We start from the raw sequence: 19,695 nt of genomic DNA, 5'->3' as shown, positions 1-19,695 counted from the left end.
AAAAAGTACCGCCAAGGTAGCATATTTTGGCCTCTGTTTCACGGGTGAACCTGTGGTCCGGCGGCTTGGACGGCGTCAAACCCCTGAATTCGTGGTATGATAGGCGCTGACCAAAACGACGTCTGCGCGACGCGAACGAGGGTATCACCAAAGGTGACAGACGCTGTGAGTGTAGAAATCGCATTGACTCCGCAGAACCCTACCCATGCCGGGCTGTCGGGTCGGCTGGTCTGTTTTCCGCATGCAGGCGGCGTGGCAGAGCGCTTTCACGACTGGATGAGCGGATTTGCGCCGGTTCTGGATGTCAGGGCCGTCACCCTGCCCGGACGCGGACGGCTTTTGGACCAACCGCCGATGGATCACTGGCCGGACCTGATCGAGTCGGTTTTGGCCGGGATTCAGCCACTGACCGATCGACCCTTTGCCGTATTCGGTCACAGTTTCGGGGCCTTGCTGGCCTATGAAATCACCCGCGCGCTTGATCATCAGGGCAAGCCGCCCGACTTGCTGGTCGTCGCCGGGTCTGCACCGCAGATGACCCGGCGTGATCGCGCAATATCCGGGCTGCCAAGGTCGAGGTTTCTGTCCGAGATTGAGGCCATCAACGGCACGCCGCCCGATGTTCTGTCCAACGCAGACTTGATGGATCGGTTTCTGCCTGCCTTGCGCGCGGATTTTGCCCTGCTCGAAGCGTATGACGCGGACCGTGCCAGCAAGCACCCCCCATTAAGCTGCCCAATCCTTGCGGTCGGCTCGGACAATGACCCGCAGGTTCCGTTCCACAGCATTCTCGGCTGGCGGCACCGCACGCGCAGCCGTTTTGAATGCCGCCTGTTTGCAGGCGATCACTTCTTTCCCTTTTCCAACCCGGATTTCGCCGACACACTTTTCGACTACGTTGATGATGCCCTGAATGAACACTCAAAGGACCTCCATCGCACCGGATGAGGCGTCGATTGCCATTATCGGCATGCAGGGGCGCTTTCCCGGCGCGGCCAGTGTGGATGAGTTGTGGCAGAACTTGCTCGCGGGGCGCGAGGCCGTCACGACGCTGAGCCCCGAGCAAATGGAAGGCGCGCAGGTCCCGAAAGAGCTGCACCAGCTGCCGAACTACGTCAACAAAGCCACCCTGCTGGATGACGTGGACAAGTTCGATGCCGAGTTCTTCGGCTTCAGCCCTCGTGATGCGGAACTGACCGACCCCCAGCACCGCCTGTTTCTGGAATGCGCCTGGCACGCGCTTGAGGATGCGGGCTATGTCCCCGACCGCTATAAAGGAGACATAGGTGTCTTTGGCGGCTGTGAACTGTCCGGTTATCTGTACCTGATCAACCGCAATCTTGACCGTCTGGGCTTTCTGGACGGCATGCAGTTGATGATCACCAACGACAAGGACTACATGGCCACACAGGTGGCCTATAAGCTGAACCTGACCGGGCCTGCGATCACGGTTCAGACCTCATGCTCGACCTCGCTGGTTGCGACCTGTCTGGCCTGTCAGAACCTGCTGGAAGAAAGCTGCGACATTGCGCTGGCCGGGGGCGTTACGGTCAAGGTCCCACAGCGGCGCGGCTACCTGTTTGCCGCCGGGGGTATTCTGTCGCCGGACGGCCAGTGCCGCCCTTTCGATGCGGCGGCGCAAGGGACAATCGTGGGCAGCGGCGTGGGTCTTGTGGTGCTCAAACGGCTGGACAAGGCCCTTCGGGATGGCGACCGCATCCGCGCCGTGATCCGAGGTTTTGGCCACAACAACGACGGATCGAACAAGGTCAGCTATGCTGCGCCCAGCGCCGAAGGTCAGGCCCGTGCAATTGAAACCGCGTTTCAGATGGCGGGCATCCCGCCCCGCTCGGTCGGCTATATCGAGGCGCACGGAACCGCCACCATGCTGGGTGACCCTATCGAGGTCGCGGCCCTGTCACGCGCGTTCCGCAAATCGACCGAAGACACGCAGTTCTGCGCCATTGGCTCGGTCAAAGCGAATGTCGGACATCTGAGTTGCGCCGCCGGAGTAACAGGGCTGATCAAGGCCGCTTTGGTGGCCGAGACCGGCACGATCCCCCCTAACCCCCATTTCAACGTCCCTGCCCCGGGTATCGATTTTCCGACCAGCCCATTCTACGTCAACCGTGACGCGACCAAGGTGGCGGCAAGCGACGGTCCGCGCCGGGCAGGTGTCAGTTCGTTTGGGGTTGGCGGGACCAACGCGCATATCCTGCTAGAGGAACCTCCGAAACAGGCCCCATCCGGGCCAGGGCGCCCGCAGCATCTGATCGTCATGTCCGCCCGCAACAAAGCCGCGCTGGATCGTCTGGCGCTGTCACATGCACGCCGCATCATGAATGCCGCGCCTTCGGACCTGGCGGATATTGCCTACACAACCCAAACAAGCCGCGCGCGGTTTGCCCTTCGGCGCTATGTGCGCGTTGATGCCAAAAACCCTGCGGGCAGCGCTTTGGCCCTGTTGGCGAATAACAGCGACAAGGTCCGCACGATTGAATCCAGCGGCGAGGATCGCCCTGTCGTTTTCATGTTCTCGGGCCAAGGCGCGCAATACCCTGACATGGGCAAGGGCCTCTATCGGTCGGAAGCGGTGTTTCGCAAAGCCTTCGACCGTTGTTGCCGCGCCTTTCGGGACAGCAGCGGTCTGGACCTGAAGCCCATCGTTTTCGCCAAAAAAGCGGACCGTGAACGCGCGGCTGAGCAATTGAAGCAGACGCAATTCACGCAGCCTGCGCTGTTTGCCGTAGAATATGCGCTGGCGCAGCTTTGGATGTCGTGGGGCGTTCGACCGCGCGCGATGATCGGGCACAGCATCGGCGAATATGTTGCGGCAACATTGGCCGGGGTAATGACATTAAAGGACGCGGCAAAACTGGTGGCCCGACGTGGAGCTCTGATGGCGTCATGCAAGCCCGGCTCGATGCTGGCAGTTCCGAAAGAGGAAGCCTATCTGCGCCCGTTGCTTCCCGACGACATCGCGGTTGCCGCTGTGAACGCTCCCGGAATGACCGTTGTGGCCGGACCGAGCCCGGCAATCAAGCGACTGGCGAAGCGGCTTGAGAACCAGAAGATCAAAGCCACTATTCTGCGAACCTCACACGCGTTCCATTCAGCGATGATGGACCCGATTCTGGACGACTTCATCGACGCATTTCAGGGCATTCGCCTGCGTGCGCCTCAGATCGACATTTATTCGAACCTCACCGGCACCGTCCTGACCAAAACCGCCGCAACCGACCCGGCCTACTGGGCCATGCACCTGCGCAGCGCGGTGCGGTTTGCTGACTGCGTCAAAGCCGGGCTGGACCTGCCCGATGCCATTTTCCTTGAGGTCGGCCCCGGCCGATCCCTGACCAACCTCGCCGGGCTGCAACTGAGCGGGACCGGCTCGGTTGCCCTGCCCTCGATGGACAGCAAATCCGGTCCGCAGTTCGAGGCTGACATGGCCACCGACACGCTCGGGCAGCTTTGGGCGCATGGGGCTGAAATCGACTGGCATCGCTATTATGCGGACGAGGCGCGATGCAAAGTACCCGTTCCGATGTATCCGTTCGAACGGGACAGCTATTGGGTCGGCGGTGCGGAAGATCCCAGCGTGGACGCGGCGGCAACGCGCAAGGCGATGGTCGATTGGGGGTATGTGCCCCAGTGGATGGACGCTCCGATCACGGACACCGAAGCTTTGCCCGATGATGCGCGTGTCCTGATCTTCAGCGACAAGGGTCAAGCAGCCAGAGTTTTGCAAAAAACGTTACGATCCAAGGGGGTCGACGCTACCATTGTCACCGCATCTTTGCGGTTCATGCACCGCAAGGACAGGGCGTTCTCGGTTGATCCGAGCAATCCAACACACTTCACCCGGCTTGCAAGCGAACTGCGGGACAACGACAAGCCGATCACACATATCGTTTACCTCTGGCCTCTCGCGCTATTGGACGCCTCGGCCAATGTCATGGCGATGCAGAGCGCGGCTCTGGCCATCGCCAAAGCCAACGGACTGGCCAAGGTTCGGATGATCTCGGTCACAGCGCAGGCGCAGCCTGCCCGAGCGGACAAGACGACGGGGGTCGAGACCTCGGCAACACTCGCATTGGCGAAGGTGCTGGGACAGGAGGTCCCCTCGCTGCGCGTTACCTCGGTCGACATTGCGGAAAACGACCGGAGCAAACCTGCCGCAGATCGCCTCGCAGGCTGGCTTTTGAACGAATTGCAAGCGCCAGAGTTCGCCCCTTCGGTTGCCTATATCGACGGAAAACGGTGCCGCCTCAGCTATCAGGCGCAGCAGTTGGAACCCGTCGAAGCGTCACCGCTGTTCAAACGCAAAGGTGTCTATGTCATCACCGGCGGCTTGGGCAATATCGGGCTGGCAATGGCCGAGATGCTGGCCGAACGCTACAAGGCCAAGTTGGTCCTTTTGTCCCGTTCCGGCGGACCTGCGGAATCCGAATGGGAGGCGCTAGCCAACGGCCCCAACGAGTTCGACAAAACCGCGATGCTGGCGCGCAGGCTGCTGGACTTGTCGCGCAAAACCGAAGTTATGGTTTTGAAAGCAGATGTGTCGGACGAAAAGACGATGCGCAGCGCCTTGTCCGAAGCCGCCCGAAAGCTTGGCCCTATCAATGGCGTCTTCCACATGGCCGGAAATGTTGGCAGCGGGTTTGGCAAACTCAGCGATCTGACAGCAGACGATCTGCACAGCCAGACTGACCCAAAGATCGGCGGGGCCCGCGCAGTTGCAAAGGTTTTGCAGGATCACAGCCCGGATTTCGTCATGCTGGGCTCGTCCCTGTCCGCTGTTCTTGGCGGATTGAACCTTGGATATTACGCCGTCGCGAACCAGATGCTGGACGCGTTCGCCGCCTCGCGCCCCTCCGATACCCGCTGGATTTCGGTCAACTGGGATCAATGGGCCTTTGCCGATCAGACGCATGGAGAGGACGCGATCTCGCCCGCAGATGGGGTCGAGGCGCTGCACCGTTTGTCTGCATTGAATACCAATCAGATTGTGATCTCAGCCACCCCACTGCAGGCACGTCTGGCGGAATGGGTCGAGTTCACGGCCACGCCCAAAGCCACCGAAACCACTGCCACAGGTCATAGCCGCCCCAACCTCAGCAACCCGTTCGAAGCACCAAAAACGGATATGGAGACCATCCTTGCCGGCATTTGGGAAGATCTGCTGGGTCTCAGCCCCGTCGGCATCCATGACAAATTTTTTGAGTTGGGCGGGCATTCGCTGCTGGCCATCGAAATGACCATGCGGATCGAGGAGCGCTTTGGCTTTAACCCCGAGGTCGGCCAGATCTTTGATACGCCCACAATCGCGGGTCTGGCCCCGATCATCGAAGCCAATATCGGCAAGACCACCGACAAACCAATCCAGCCGGACATTGCGGCCCCACAGCCCGAGCCTGATCTGGACCTGGAAGGGGCCAAGAAAAGCTTTCAGGACATGTATGACGGCGTGACCAACCAGCTTGATAGCTCGGCCTTCGGGACTTTTGCGCATTTCCTGAACTACGGCTATGCGCCCAACGGTGCGCCCGAGGCGTCGGATGTTCGGCTAAGCGACACGATGATGAACCGAAACTCGGTCAAACTTGCGTTGGAGGTGATTGGAGCGCATCCAATTGACGGCACTTCCGTTCTGGACGTGGGATGCGGTCGCGGCGGTACCGCGCGGACTTTGGTGGAGTTCTTTGAGCCCGCCTCTGTCACCGGGCTGGATTTATCCGGGGCCGCCATCGCGTTTTGCCGGAAAACGCATACCGATCCCCGCCTGACCTTTGTGCAAGGCGACGCCGAGAACCTGCCTTTCGAGGATGGCCAATTCGACGCGATTACAAATATCGAAAGCTCACACACCTATCCGGCGATCCAGAAATTCTATGCCTCGGTCCTGCGCGTCCTGAAACCCGGAGGCGCGTTTCTTTACACTGATCTGCTGCCCGTCGGGAAACTGAACCAATGTCTTGAACGTCTGAAAGACCTTGGCTTTGACATCGAAGATGAACGCGACATCACGCCGAATGTTCTGCTGTCCTGCGATGAGATTGCCGCGTCGCGTCTTGGTGCCTTCGGCGGCGATCAGGAGATGAGCAACTTCCTCGCCGCGCCCGGATCGGCGGTTTACGAGTCGATGAAATCCGGGGAATGGAGCTATCGCATCTGGCGGCTCAGGAAGCCCTCTAACTGACGTCGATTTCCATGGAAATCAACTGATTGCGCGCCTGTCCTAACCCTACGATGACCAACGCTGTAGAGTAGCTATGCCCTGCGCGGTACAGTTCGGCGTCGACGGGAACCATGACCTTGACCAGTTGCTTTTGACCCGGTGCCAGATTGATCAGATCGGGGATCACGTCGATCATCGCGCCTTCAACTGCAACGCCGTCCTCGTCCAGAACCGGGGTGGTCGAAATCCGGGGGCTGACACTTGTCGCGGTGCTGTTCTCCACCTCGAAACTGGCCGACAGGGTGCTGCCAGCCGCGCCGCTCAATGAGATCGTGGCCGTCTGGGGTTGCGCGGGCTGCTCGGCAGCAAGCCCGTTTCTTCCCCGATTGTTGAGAAACTGGAACAGTTCGTCCGTATAACGCTTGGACAGGACCTGAGCCGAGGCCGCATAACGGATGGCAAGCTGCAACCCCTCTTGCGCAATCTCGGCCCCGCGCGTTTCGGTGAATTCCTTGTAGAGATCGGCCATGTCAGGGTCATAGCCCTGTTCCGACAATCGCTGATATTGCGTACCTGCGTCGGTGTATTGCTGCGTGAAGGCGGTATAGATCGATTGAAGCTGGCGATAGCTTTCCTCCATCGCTGCCTGCAATTCCGCCTGTTTGCCCAATCCGTGATGCGTGGGCGGTTCAGCGGCATGCGCAACCTCGACCTCCGGCTTAACCTCAACCGGTTCCGGCTTGGGTTTGGGCTTGGGCGCCGTTTGCTTTGCTTTGGGACGCGGGCGTTTTGCGGGTTGCTTGCCGGTTGCTTTAGCCATCTCAGCCCTCTGTCTGCTGCACTCGCCAATGCGGCCAGCTTACACCAAACTGTTGAAATTCGCCAATTTCGCCTCACCCGCCCGGCGGATAGCGGCCTGATACCAGGTTCCAAGCAGGGCGATATATCCCGTCAGATTGGTCGATGTCACGGTTCCGGCGGTATCATGCGGCCCGCGCAGCCCCCGTTCGACTGCCAGTTGGCTGTAATACTCGATGACGCGCAGGATCATGGTGGGCTCGGCATAGGCCAGCGACAGATGCTCGGGCTCCCACACCGTGTTGAAATACAAAACCGCGCCCAGATCGTCGGTGAAATCCATCAGTTCGGAAAGCTCCTGCCAGTTCACCGTCATGATACAGGCTGAGATACCGATGGGCCGGTTGTGATGGTGCGAATAGTCAGCCAGCCAGCGGGTGTTTTGGATCACCTCATCAAAATCCGCGTTGCGCCGGATCGAGCCATAGGTGTCACGCCGGACCGTATCGAGGGAGATACCGATATGTACGTTACCCCGCTCCAGCACGGACAAGGCCTGATCCGGCAGCAGGGTTGCGTTGGTCTGAATGGTAATCTCGCAATCCGGGTTCAGAGTGATCATCTTCTCCCAAATCCGGTAGTAAAGCCGCATCAGGAACGGCTCACCACCATAGAAGGTCGTGCCTTCGAGGTACGGGATAAAATCCTCCAACTCCTCGACAAAACCATCGCCATAAGCTTGCTGCATGGGCGCACGCAGTTCCCTGTAGCGGCGAATGCGCGAGGACAGCTCGCCATTGCACATGATGCATTCAAGATTGCAGGCATTGTGCAACTCGAAGGAAAACGAGGTTGGGTGATCCGGATCAACGCTCCAACGATCAAAATGCTGCGCGACGACCGCGCCGTAGTTCCCGAATTCAATCTGCGATCCGCATCCGTTGCACCCTCCGCCAAGTTCGCCTTTTGCCACGCGCTGGCACAATGTCTGACGCGGACGCCCCTGCCAGATTTCGTGGATGGACTGATCCGGGTACCGGCCCAGCGGCTCGCGATTGTAGCAACAGCTTGAGACATTGCCGTCCGTGCCGAAATACAGGCTGGTCGACGGGCTGTAACACAGGATGGGCCGGGGTCCGGCGCGGCGCTGTTGATTGTAGTGATAGTTCTGAATCGGGTTGATCATGGCCCCACCAAAACTTGCTCGGGCTTGATCATAACACACCGTGGCCAAGCCATGGCCGAAAACTGCCGACATGCGTGGCCCGTGGGCAGAACCTCAGAAACGATGAAGCTGCTTCAAATCCGTGATATGCTTTGTTTTGTCATGATTTTTCACGCAGGGGGTCTGGCGTGCGCAAACGTCGAGTTGAACTGGTTTACTTTTCCATTGTCGCGCTGCCCATTTGCGTCTTTGCGGTCCATGAACTGATCCAGACCCATATGCTGTCAAAGGATCTGGACCTTTCCCCCGACATTCTGGTGCAGGACAAGGACTGGTTGGAGACGGTTGGCAGGTACAGGTTTCTTGCCGCCGCCTGGTTCTTTGCCGCGCTGGCCGTTCTGCCCGTCGCAGTGCTGGCCCGCAATCTGATGCGCCCGACCGAACGGAACACAAGGGTTGCGGCAGTCCTGACCGTTGTGGTCGTATTTTTGCTGGCCATGATCCCGGTGATCCAACAGCACCTGACCGGAACGCCGCCGCAAATTTACCGGCAGGTGGGAAAAGAAGTGTTCGAGATGACCTTGTCCAAAGGAACCCTGCCCGGCTGCCAGGGCGTCGGCGATCGCTGGCTGATGGGCACATGCGGGGAAATTCCGGTGTTCTCGCTGTTCCGTCGTGTGATGGACATCATCACCGGGCTGGCGGGTCTTGCAGTCGGGGCTTTGATTGCAGGGATGATCCTATGCCTGGCAACCGGTGAGAACGGCGATATCGAAGACACCGCTGTCCGATTGGCCCGCAACATACGCCAGATGAAGCAACAGCTTTACCTGTCCAGCCTGATCCTGACCTTCGGCATGTTCTTCGCTTCAAGCTGGATGTACTGGCCCTTGCCCGTGATCGCCGAGTCGGAAAAGTCCGCATTCACATCCTTGGTCACCGCGTCGGCCTTGCTGACCGGCACCTATTTCTGCCTGCTGATGCTCAGCTTTTTCCTGCCTGTGGCTGTAATTCTGGACGGCCGCGTCACAAATCTGGCAATCGCCGCGCGCCAGAACGAAGGCGGTGAGGACGATTTTGACGTTCAGGACTGGCGCAAGGAACACGGGCTGTCAGATGGGCCCGGCGATTTCATGCGCGCGGGTTTTGCGCTGGCCGCCCCCATTTTGGCGGCTTTTGCGGGCGGCATCTCTCCGATCAGCGTCTGACCCCGCAGAACAACCAAGCGACGTATCAATCTGAGCCGACCTGTGGCACGGTTCGCAAACAAAGGAAACTGGGAGGACCTCATGGCTATTCGCAAGACTAAGGGGCGTGGACGCCTGTTCGACAGTGTTTTGGACACGGTAGGTGACACGCCCTGCATCCGCATCGGCAGGATCGCACCGGCGCATGTGTCCGTCTATGTCAAGTTCGAAGCGTTCAATCCTGCCGGATCTGTCAAGGATCGTCTGGCCCTCAACATCATCGAAGCAGCCGAGCGCGACGGTCGCCTGAAGCCGGGTCAAACGGTTGTCGAGGCGACCTCGGGCAATACCGGGATCGGACTGGCGATGGTCTGCGCGGCCAAAGGATACCCGCTTGTCGTGACGATGGCAGACAGCTTCTCGGTCGAACGGCGCAAGCTGATGCGGTTTCTGGGTGCAAAGGTTGTTCTGACGCCACGGGCGCAGAAAGGTTTTGGGATGTATACCAAGGCCAAGGAACTGGCCGAGCAAAACGGGTGGTTCCTGGCCAGCCAGTTCGAGACCGCCGCCAACGCGGATATCCACGAAAACACAACCGCGCAGGAAATCCTTGGCGATTTCGGTAGCGGACGGCTGGATTACTGGATCACGGGGTATGGAACGGGCGGAACGGTGTCCGGCGTTGCACGCGTGCTGCGCAAAGAGCGCCCCGACACCAAGATCATCCTGACCGAGCCTGCGAATGCGGCCCTTGTCGGATCGGGCTATGTAAACACCCGCAATGCGGATCATCAGCCAACGGAAAGCCACCCCGAGTTTGAGCCGCATCCGATTCAGGGCTGGACGCCGGATTTCATCCCGTGGGTTCTGCAGGAAGCAATCGATCAATCCTACTATGACCAGTTGATCCCCGTTCCGGGCAGCGAAGGCATCGCATGGTCGCGCCGTCTTGCCGCCGAGGAAGGTATCTTTACCGGGATCTCTGGTGGTTCGACTTTTGCGGTGGCGATGAAGGTGGCCGAAGATGCCCCCGAAGGTTCGGTGATTTTGGTCATGCTGCCGGATACGGGCGAACGCTATCTCTCGACACCTTTGTTTGAAGGGATCGAAGACGAGATGACGGACGAGGAACAGGCAATTTCGATGTCCACGCCGTCTGCGCAAATGGTGGCCGAGTAGGTCTCTGCTTTTATTGGCGCGTATTGAGACGATCTGTTCCTGATCGTCTCAAAATAGGTTGGCGAAACCGAAAAGAACCCTGCCCTCAGGCGTCAGAACTCTTATTCGGCGGCAAGCGGGACTACGGCATTGCCAGGCTCGGATTTCCGGCTGGCAGGCAGGCATACCGCGCTGGCCCGTCTTCGATACAGCATCGCAAAGACGGGCGGCGTGAAGTAAAAGGACACCACGGTCGACAGCAAAACACCCCCGGCGATTGCCACGGCAAAGGGCGGCCAAAACGCGCCCCCGCCAAGGATCAGCGGAAGGAACCCGCCGAACGTGGTGATGGTTGTCGAGATGATGTGGCGGCTTGATCCCGACACAACCCGCGCCATGGCACTCAGGTCGCCCCAGCTGGCCTCCGGGTCCTTTTGCAACCCCGTTAGAATGATGATCGCCGCGTTGATCGACACACCGATTGACCCAATCACACCAATGATCGAGGTGATCCCGAATGGGAATTGCATGACGGCCAGTGACAGCATCGAAAGCCCGGCTGACAGAATGCACACGACCAGCGTTACAACGGTCAGGCGGAAGGAATTGAAGGTCAGCACAATGGTGGCAATCGACAAGGTGACAATCAGGCCGACAGACGCCAGCAGATTGCCCACGGTGTTTGACCGCGCGTCGCTGTCCCCGCCCAAAGACATCGAATAGCCTTGCGACAGGACAAATCCGGATGCGTCCAGCGCTTCCAGCACGTCCTGCAACGCCTCTTCCGGCAACACGCCCGGCACAATGAACGCCTGAATGGTGTTTTCGCGCACGCCATCTGTCCGGGTGATGGTGCTTTCGGCAGGTTCCAGAACGGGCCGCGCCAGTTCTGACAACGGTACCGCAGGGAAAACCCCGGTGGCCGAAACCGCAGGGGCATTCGGCAGCAGGATCGGCATACTGACAATCGCGCTCAGGTCCGAGCGGACTTCGTCGCCCAGCCGCACGCGCACAGGCAATTGCTCGGTGCCCTCGATCAGCGACCCGCCGGTAATTCCTACAAGTGCAGTATCCAACTGACCGGCAATATCGGCCACGTCCAGCCCCAGCAGGCGGGCCTTAACCTCATCAATCTCGAACCGGATCTGAGGGTTGCCGCCATTGACGCTGGCCCGTGCCTGCGTCACCAAATCCAAGTTCGCCATGATCGAGCGAACTTCGTCGCCCAGATTGCGCAGAACAGTGATGTCCTGCCCCTGAATTTTGACCTCGACCGGGGCGTCAACCGGCGGGCCTTGCACCAGGTTGCGCACGATGATCTGGGCATCGGGGAAATCGGTATCCAGACGGCTTTGCAACGCGCCGACAAGGCGGGCTGCGTCATCGGCGGTGTCGGTCGTGATCATGGCCTGCGCAAACCCCGGTTCGCGGGAACGGTTGCCGACAATGTTGTAGTAAAAGGCCGGGCCGGACTCACCCACAGTCCAGTAGACGCTTTTGACGCCTTCGTCGGCCAGCAGCATTTCGTCGATCTGCCGCGCTGTTGCTTCGGTGGTGGCGATGGATGTCCCGCCTGGCATGTCAACTTCGATATAGAACTGGTTGCGGTCAACACCTGGAAAGAACTGCGCGGTCAGCGTCGGGAAGGCCGCGAACCCAAGCACGGGCAGAACCAGCGCCAGCGCGATGGACCGGACCGGGTTGGCCACCGACAGGCGGATTGAGGCTTCGAACAAGCGGGCAAGCGGCGGGATGCTGATCCCCCGGCTCAGCATTCCGGCATCCGGGCGGTCGGACAGAACCCAGCCCGCAATCGCCGGCGTCACGGTCAGGGCAACGACCAGAGACCACACCAGCATCAAAACCACAGCGATAGCGATAGCGCCGACAAAATCCCCGGCGGGCCCAGGCAGCAGGATCATAGGTGTGAAGGCCAGCGCCGTGGTGACCGTCGATGCCAGCAACGGCGCGGCCAACCGGCGAACGGCGTCCTGCACGGCGGCAATGCGGGCCATCCCGTCTTGCAAGCGACGTCGGATTTCGTCGGTCATGACAATGGCCGCGTCCACCAGCAAACCCAAAGCCACAATCAGGCCGGTGACAGACATCTGATGGATCGGCAGGCCGATCATGTTCATCGTGGCCAAGGTCGCCAGTGAGACGACAGGCAGCACCAAGGCCACAATGGCCGCCGCCCGAACGCCCAGCGTGATGAACAAAACGGCCACAACCAGTGCGACGCCAATGGCCATATTGATCCCGACCTCGGTCAGACGGTCCGTTGTGTACTGGCTTTGATCGAACAGCAGCACTTCCTGAACGCCCAACGGCACCGACGGCGCACCTGCCGCAAGTTCTTCCCGAAGGAAACCGGTCCAGCGGTCGATCTGCACGCCGTCTTGTGCCAGCACGCCCACCAGAACGGCGGGCTTGCCATTGGCAAAGGCGATTGAGGATTGCGGATTGCGCGCGCCACGATCCACGCTGGCGATATCGCCCAGCTGCACCACGGCCCCTTCCGCACTTTCCCGCAGGACGATGCTGCGAATGCGGTCCAGCGTTTCGATTTCACCGCTGATGTTGATGGTCAAATCCACGTCGGATTGCAGCCGACCGGATTGAACCTTGCCATCCGCCTCGGCAATGCGCTGAGAGATCTCGGCAGCGCTCAGCCCCAAGGCCGCTGCCCTGTCCATATCCACGCTGACCAGCACTTCCTCGTCTGGCTGACCAAAATACTCAATGGCCCGCGTTGCAGGGATTGCGCGCAGACGATCCCCCAAGGCCTCGGCATGACGCGACAACAATGTGACCGGGAAATCCGGGCTATCCGCAGCGACTGCGATAACCGCCGAATAGGCCGAAATGCCCTCGGCATCGAAGTCCGGGGGCAGCACGCCCGCCGGGAAGGTCTGGCGGGCATCTTCGACGGCATCGCGTGCCTCGGCCCAGACCTGTTCGATGGTGGCTTCGTCCAGCGTTTCCAGCAACTCGACCGAGACAACCGAAACGCCCGAGCGGGACACGGAACTGACCTCATCCACCTCGGCGATTTTTCGCAGTTCTTCCTCGATCTCTGCCGTAACCAGCGCTTCGACCCGCTCGGGGTCAGCACCCGGAAACTGCGTTGTCACGGTCGCAAAAAGGTTGGTGATCGTAGGGTCTTCCTGACGTCCCAGCGACAGGAAGGATGACAGGCCCGCAGATACCAGAACCAGAATAATCAGAGCAACTAGGCGGGGGTGGCGAAAGGTCAGGGTTTCCATGGGATAGCTCCGCTACTCGCCGGTGCCGAAGGCGACACGCTGACCAACGGTGACACGTTGTGGCCCCTGATCGATCAGGACGGTCCCGTCCGGAAACTGCCCGCGCACAAAGACCCGGTCATCCTCGGCATGCAGTACTTCGACAGTCGCAAGCCGCACGGTCTTTTGCGCATCGGCAACCAGCAGCGTCCACTGCCCCCGCGTCCCTTCCTTTAGGGATGTCGTGGGCACCCATGTCCCGGCACTTTCAACCGGATCAAGGACATGCACGCGCGCAGTCTGCCCGAACGCAACATCCGGCCCGTCTTTCAGATCGAACAGTGCCGTCCGCGTACGGGTCACAGGATCAATATCGGGGCGCAGGGTTGCAAGTTCTGCCAAGTAGCTCTGACCCGCGATTTCGATCTCAACATCCGCCAGCAGCACCGGATCGACATCCAGCGGGATTCCGATCCGAACCTGAGGCGAGACAAGCTCGACCATGCCCAACACCAACTCACCGGACCGGAGCGTTTCCCCGCCATCCACGTGCCGTGAGGTGATCTGGCCCGCAAACGGGGCCTCGATGCTGGATTTCTCGATCCGCACCGTCACATCGCGCAAACCAGCGTCAAGCTCACCGATCCGGGACAACAGCTCATCCTGTTGCGCGACGGCCTCGTCCAGACGGGCCTGGCTGGTAAAGCCCTGCCCGATGAGTTTTGCGTTTCGCTCGACCGTTTTCTTTGCAAAGGCAAGCTGCGCGGCAATGGCATCTCGCGACGCGCTCAGGCGATCGCGTTCCACCTCCAGCAACGCAGTATCCAAGGTCGCAAGGAGCTGCCCCTTGGCCACTGCATCGCCTTCATCCACAAGAATTTGATCCAGCCTGCCATTCAGTTCGAACGAAACATCAGCCGAGCGTTGGGGTTCGACCTGCCCGATGAAGACCCGATCCACCGTATAGGCGTTTTCAGAGATGATCGGAGTGACGGATACCGGGGTCACTGCGGCGGCGTCTGGTGCAGGCACAGCATCCGCCCTGCGCGTCAGTTCCGCGGTTCCGACGTAAACAGCCGCGGCTGCAACGGCGATCACGCTGACGGTCAATCCAAGCCGCACCGTGCCACGCAACACGCGCGAAAACAGACCTTGCTTGGCAGGTTCAGAGGGGGATGTCGCAGGATTCGGCATTTGGGGACCTCATCAAGTTAGCCTCTCTAACATATGTTAGAACTTCTTACTTTGACAAGGGGTACGCGATCTGGCAGATGTTGGATCATGACGAGCACAGAAAAAATCCTCGCGCCAACCAGGGGCACTGACCGCCAGGCCGTGGGCAAGAAAGCCTATCATCACGGTGATTTACGGGCCGCTCTGATCGAAGCGACCCGGCAGTTGGTGGAAGAAAAAGGCCCCGATAGTTTTTCCGTGTCCGAAGCCTGCAGGCTGGCCGGAGTATCCACCGCTGCGCCTTACAAACACTTCAAAGACAAGACGGAAATGCTTGTCGCCACCGTTCTCGAAGGGATGGTCCGGCATCGCGAAAACATGCTGGCGGCGCTCGAGGGCATCCCCGAAGGCTCGCCCGAACGCATCACCGCAATCGGCATGGAATACATTGCCTTCGCGCTGAACGAGCCGGGGATTTTCCGGCTGAAATTTGGCGGGTTCACGGACCGCATCGCCGACCAGCGCCTTGAAGAAGGCGGGCAGCAGAGCTTTGGGATTCTCTTGGCCGAAGTGGCGAAATGTCTGGGTGAATCGGAAATCACAGAGGAGGTCCGCCGCCGAGGCTTTCTGTTGTGGAGTTTCGTTCACGGGTTGTCCTTCATCCTGAAAGACCATGCGCTTGCAGAGAAAGGCCAGGATTTCGATTTGCACGATCTTCTGGAAGACGTCTCGCAAAGAATGCTGAGTTGACCCTGCACCAGCCTATGGGCGCTTCAACCCTTCCCAATCCTTCGCATCATCTGGCGCAGGTAAAGCGTTGGGGACACGCGGTTCAAAATGTTCGAAAGCGTGGCCACACGCCCAACGGGAACAAAATCCTGCTGCTTTTGCACACCGCGAAGAATGATCCGTGCTGCGTCCTGAGGCGCAATGTACTCGATACCATCAGCCGCAGAGCCCGGACGCACAAAATCCGATTGGTTGGCATGCGGTCGCCCGATATTGGTCGCGACAAAAGACGGGGCCGCGATGACCACGTTTACCCCATGAGGCAATTCCTCGGCCCGTAGCGATTTAAAAAACCCCTCCATCGCGTGCTTGCTGGCGGCGTAGGCGGTGCGGTGCAGCAACGGCGCGAACCCGGCGACCGAGGATATTGCCAGATGGGTTCCTTTGGCCAAGCGGACGGGTTCTAGAAAGTGTTTTGCACACTCGACGGCTGCAAAATAGTTGATTTCGAACAGTTTCCTGTGTGCCTGCATGTCGCTGTCGGCAAAGGCCGCTATTTGCGAAACGCCCGCGTTGTAGATGACCAGATCGACCGAGGGTCTGTCACTAATGATCTCGGCGCAGGTCGCCGCACAATGATCTGGCTTGGTCAGATCGCAGGCGTAGACGCTGACATTTTCCAAAGCCGCCAGTGCATCAAGTTCAGGGCCGGGAAGGTCGATCAAGGCCGTATGCCAACCCTGATCCCGCAGCGCCATGGCAAGGGCCTGCCCTAACCCGCCTGCCCCTCCGGTTATGACGGCGGTCTTTGTCATGTCCTGCTCTCCCACCAGCGCTGGAACGCCTCGGCGCTGGAAAGGCTGGAGTGATAGCCGAAGTCGGATTTCAGGGATGCGTTGTCCAGTACGGGCCGATACTGCAAGAACCTGACCTGCTCGGGTCCATAACGGCTCAGACCCAAGGGCCGGGCCACGGTCAAGGCCAGTTTGATCAGCCCCGGCGGCAGCCATCGCACGGTTTTACCCATTGCATTGGCGATTTCGGACAGTGTCAAAGCGCCATCACCCGAAACGTTAAAAACACCCGCTGGCCCGTCGGTTGCAGCCCGCAGCAAAATCTCGGCAAGGTCCTGATCCCAGATGAAAACAAAGGGGCTGTCCGACCCCCTTAACCCGAGCAATCGCGGTTTATGGAACAGGGACGTGATCTGGTTCTCGACACCTTCGCCCAGCACCGTACCCACGCGCAGAACGACCTGTTGCAGGTCGGGGGCATTTTCTCTGGCTTCGGCCAACATCTCTTCGACCAAGCGCTTGTGCCAGGAATAGGCAAACTCCCGATTGCCCCGGATCGCGTCCGTTTCACGCAGCGGTACAGGGTTGTCGGCGTGGTAACCATAAGCCGCGCCCGAGGACGTGACCACCAAACGCCGCACCCCAGCTCCAATGGCCGCGTTCAGCACATTCCGGGTGCCTTCGACATCGACCTGATATTCGATCTCACGCGTTGAATCGGGGCCCGGAGTTACAATCGATGCCAGATGCACAACGGTATCGGGGCGTTCTGCAGGGATGATGCTCTGCGGGTCGTCGCCTGTCACGTCCATCGTCAGAAAACGCGCGTTGGGCGGCAAGTCCTCAGGCTTGCGAATGTCGGTCGCAACCACATCCAGTTCCGGGCGTTCACCAAGGCGCCGCAAAAGCGCGGCCCCCACCGCCCCGGCTGCGCCAGTGATCAATATCCGGGTCATGCCGGAACCGCTCGCCGTGCGAAATAGCGCGCCAGTGCGATCCCCGAGATCGCGTGCCATATGCCCCAAAGGGCCGCTGCAACGGCCATCCCGCCCAGCCCATCGAAGAAAGCAAAAATCAGGATCAGCCCAAGGCCCGAGTTCTGAATGCCGGTCTCGATGGTCACGGACCGGCGATCCCGTTCGGACAGCCCTGCCACGGTCGCGGTGACATACCCGCCCAAAAAGGCCAGCGCGTTATGGATTACCACAAGGCCGATGATCGCCCCGGCAAAGCTTAGGAAATGGGCCCAGTTCGCGGCAAGCGCCAATGCGATGAAGGCCACGAAAATGCCCATCGACACCCACTGCATTGGTCGGCGAATACGGTCGGCAAATGCAGTGAACCTCGCGTTCACGACCATTCCCAGGATCAGCGGCAGGATCAGCATGAACCCAACCGTTATCGCGACCGAGACCGGATCGATTTCCGTACGCTGCAAAATCTCGCGCGTCGGGCCATAAAGATTGCCCCAGAACGCAATGTTTATCGGTGTGATGACAATCGCCCCGACCGTCGCAAAGGCCGTCATGGAAACGGACAGCGCGACATTGCCCTGCGCCCGATGGGTCATGAAGTTCGAGATATTCCCGCCGGGACAGGCCGCAACCAGAATAAGGCCCATCGCAACAGATGGCATGGGCCGAAGCACAAGGATCATCAGAAATGTCAGCGCAGGCAGGATCAGAAACTGCGACGCCAGCCCGACAATCAGTGGCTTGGGTCCGCGCACAACGCGGCGAAAATCGTCAATCCGCAAATCCAGCGCAATCGAGAACATAATGATCGCCAGAACCGCATTCAGAACCCTGAGGTTTCCGGCATCAAAGTTCAGCGCAACCTGATCGATCCCGTTCATCGCTCAGCCGCCCGCAGCGCCGCGATCTGACCGGTGACTTCTTTGCGATAGGTTGCCTTGTCGACGTAATACGCCATGCGCGGCAGGTCGATATAGTTCATGCCCCCCGTCGCCCGCTCATACCCGTCGGATTTGGTGGCACGGATCGCCTTGGCTGCCGCGTTGCCCGAGCGCAAACCAGCGATATAGCGCGCAACCATCTCGGCCTGCTCATGACGGCCCTGCCAGCCCAACCCAGACGCCTCGACCATGCCGAGGACGAACAGGTCATCCCGGTCCGGGTGCATGCAATTGAGGTACAGGTCCGGGGCGTCGCCCTTCCAGTTCAGCAAGTCCTTTTCGATGAAGGGATAGTGCAGCGAATACCCGGTGGCTGTCAGGATCATGTCATAGTCGGATGAACTGCCATCACGGAAATGAACCGTCTTACCCTCGAACCGTTCCACATCCGGGCGCACCTTCAGGTCCCCGTGCCCGGCATGGAACAGGATCAGCGAGTTCACAACAGGATGGGATTCATAAAGCGCATAATCCGGTTTCGGAAACCCGTATTTCTGCGGATCACCGACGAACCATTTCAGGATTGCCCCGTCAACCTTGCGCTTCAGCCACATGGGCAGGCGGATCTTGCCGCCCATCGTATCCGCCGGAACGCCAAATACGTATTTCGGCACAAAGTAATACCCACGGCGCATCGACAGATCGCAGGACAGCCCGTGGTGGATGGCATCCACCGCAATGTCGCACCCGGAATTCCCCGCGCCGATGACCAGAACACGCTTACCGGCGAATTGGGTCGGATACCGGTATTCGGACGCGTGGATCAGTTCACCTGTGAACTCGCCCTTGAACTTGGGCATGTTGGGTTCCGACAAGATGCCATTTGCAATCAGAATACCGGCAAAGGTCTGGGTCTGTTCGACCCCGGCCCTATCGCGCCAGGTCACATCCCATCCGCCATCCTGCAAAGGCTTGGCGCTTAGAACTTCTGCACCGAAGTGAAAGTGCCGATACAGATCGAAGGCGTTCGCGAATTCCTGAAAATAACGCTTCATCTCGCGATGCGACGGGTATTCTGCCGTGTCCTCCTGCATGGGGAAGTCAGTGAATTCCGTCATCCGCTTGGAGGATATGAGGTGGGCGGTCTCGTACATCGTGGACCGGGGTGCATCGATATTCCAAAGACCACCCACATCATCTGCCAGTTCAAATCCCTGAAACGGCACCCCCTGCTCGATCAGTGTCTTGGCCATTGCAAGACCCATGGGCCCGGCTCCGATCAGTGCAAAACACTCTTGGGGGCGGGCTTTTACCTCAACCGGTTGACCCGCCTTTACCTGCCCCTGTTCCATCCGCGCCTCCTCCTGCGACATCTCTTATCTTGAACGAACGTTCCAAATAAGGCAAACTGGT

Annotated in this window: 13 protein-coding genes; 5 read left to right on the top strand and 8 right to left on the bottom strand. The window is 59.6% G+C overall.

What is annotated here, in order from left to right; translation table 11 throughout:
* Positions 1-165 precede the first annotated feature (165 nt).
* Entirely contained in the window at positions 166-948 is a 783-nt protein-coding gene (locus tag ACR0KX_RS05075; protein ID WP_170621549.1) for an alpha/beta fold hydrolase, read from the top strand.
* Positions 914-6,199 (top strand): type I polyketide synthase, encoded by a 5,286-nt coding sequence (locus tag ACR0KX_RS05070; protein ID WP_170621548.1) that lies wholly within the window; start codon positions 914-916, stop codon positions 6,197-6,199. The genes ACR0KX_RS05075 and ACR0KX_RS05070 overlap by 35 nt, the downstream gene beginning before the upstream one ends.
* Here the strand turns inward: ACR0KX_RS05070 and ACR0KX_RS05065 are convergent.
* Both ACR0KX_RS05065 and ACR0KX_RS05060 read right to left on the bottom strand, forming a co-directional pair.
* On the bottom strand, positions 6,192-6,998 hold the full coding sequence (locus ACR0KX_RS05065; protein WP_170621547.1) for a hypothetical protein: 807 nt from the start codon (positions 6,996-6,998) through the stop codon (positions 6,192-6,194). The two genes, ACR0KX_RS05070 and ACR0KX_RS05065, sit on opposite strands and share 8 nt — an antisense overlap.
* A 39-nt stretch (positions 6,999-7,037) precedes the next feature.
* On the bottom strand, positions 7,038-8,234 hold the full coding sequence (locus tag ACR0KX_RS05060; RefSeq protein WP_480707988.1) for a radical SAM protein: 1,197 nt from the start codon (positions 8,232-8,234) through the stop codon (positions 7,038-7,040).
* A 95-nt stretch (positions 8,235-8,329) separates the two neighbouring features.
* On the opposite strand from ACR0KX_RS05060, the gene ACR0KX_RS05055 reads away from it, so the two are divergent.
* Together ACR0KX_RS05055 and ACR0KX_RS05050 are read left to right on the top strand one after the other, a co-directional pair.
* Positions 8,330-9,349, top strand: a complete 1,020-nt coding sequence (locus tag ACR0KX_RS05055) for a hypothetical protein (protein ID WP_170621544.1) — start codon at positions 8,330-8,332, stop codon at positions 9,347-9,349.
* Positions 9,350-9,430: 81 nt separating this feature from the next.
* Complete coding sequence (locus tag ACR0KX_RS05050; RefSeq protein ID WP_170621542.1) at positions 9,431-10,507, top strand: pyridoxal-phosphate dependent enzyme; 1,077 nt, start codon at positions 9,431-9,433, stop codon at positions 10,505-10,507.
* A 101-nt stretch (positions 10,508-10,608) separates the two neighbouring features.
* Here ACR0KX_RS05050 and ACR0KX_RS05045 read toward each other — a convergent pair whose 3' ends face one another.
* Positions 10,609-13,752 (bottom strand): efflux RND transporter permease subunit, encoded by a 3,144-nt coding sequence (locus ACR0KX_RS05045; protein WP_170621540.1) that lies wholly within the window; start codon positions 13,750-13,752, stop codon positions 10,609-10,611.
* A 12-nt stretch (positions 13,753-13,764) separates the two neighbouring features.
* The gene (locus tag ACR0KX_RS05040; protein ID WP_170621538.1) at positions 13,765-14,925 is read right to left on the bottom strand and encodes an efflux RND transporter periplasmic adaptor subunit; all 1,161 of its coding nucleotides are present in this window, start codon (positions 14,923-14,925) and stop codon (positions 13,765-13,767) included.
* A gap of 87 nt (positions 14,926-15,012) precedes the next feature.
* Between ACR0KX_RS05040 and ACR0KX_RS05035 the strand changes: the two genes are divergently transcribed.
* Positions 15,013-15,654: a TetR/AcrR family transcriptional regulator gene (locus ACR0KX_RS05035; protein ID WP_480707986.1), complete on the top strand. Its 642-nt coding sequence runs from the start codon at positions 15,013-15,015 to the stop codon at positions 15,652-15,654.
* A 23-nt stretch (positions 15,655-15,677) separates the two neighbouring features.
* On the opposite strand, the gene ACR0KX_RS05030 is transcribed toward ACR0KX_RS05035, so the two are convergent.
* The 4 genes from ACR0KX_RS05030 to ACR0KX_RS05015 are packed head-to-tail and all read right to left on the bottom strand — an operon-like array spanning position 15,678 to position 19,655.
* Positions 15,678-16,448: an SDR family NAD(P)-dependent oxidoreductase gene (locus tag ACR0KX_RS05030; protein WP_170621534.1), complete on the bottom strand. Its 771-nt coding sequence runs from the start codon at positions 16,446-16,448 to the stop codon at positions 15,678-15,680.
* On the bottom strand, positions 16,445-17,383 hold the full coding sequence (locus ACR0KX_RS05025) for an SDR family oxidoreductase (RefSeq protein ID WP_170621531.1): 939 nt from the start codon (positions 17,381-17,383) through the stop codon (positions 16,445-16,447). Before ACR0KX_RS05025 ends, ACR0KX_RS05030 begins: the two co-directional genes overlap by 4 nt.
* Positions 17,380-18,282, bottom strand: coding sequence for a bile acid:sodium symporter family protein (locus ACR0KX_RS05020; protein WP_170621529.1), 903 nt, complete (start codon positions 18,280-18,282; stop codon positions 17,380-17,382). The genes ACR0KX_RS05025 and ACR0KX_RS05020 overlap by 4 nt, the downstream gene beginning before the upstream one ends.
* Positions 18,279-19,655, bottom strand: a complete 1,377-nt coding sequence (locus ACR0KX_RS05015; RefSeq protein WP_480707983.1) for a flavin-containing monooxygenase — start codon at positions 19,653-19,655, stop codon at positions 18,279-18,281. The genes ACR0KX_RS05020 and ACR0KX_RS05015 overlap by 4 nt, the downstream gene beginning before the upstream one ends.
* Between the last annotated feature and the right edge of the window lie 40 nt (positions 19,656-19,695).

The sequence above is a fragment of the Ruegeria sp. BG5 genome, from assembly GCF_056538425.1.
The sequence above is the reverse complement of the archived record's forward strand: the minus strand, read 5'-3'. Positions and strand labels throughout refer to the sequence as shown.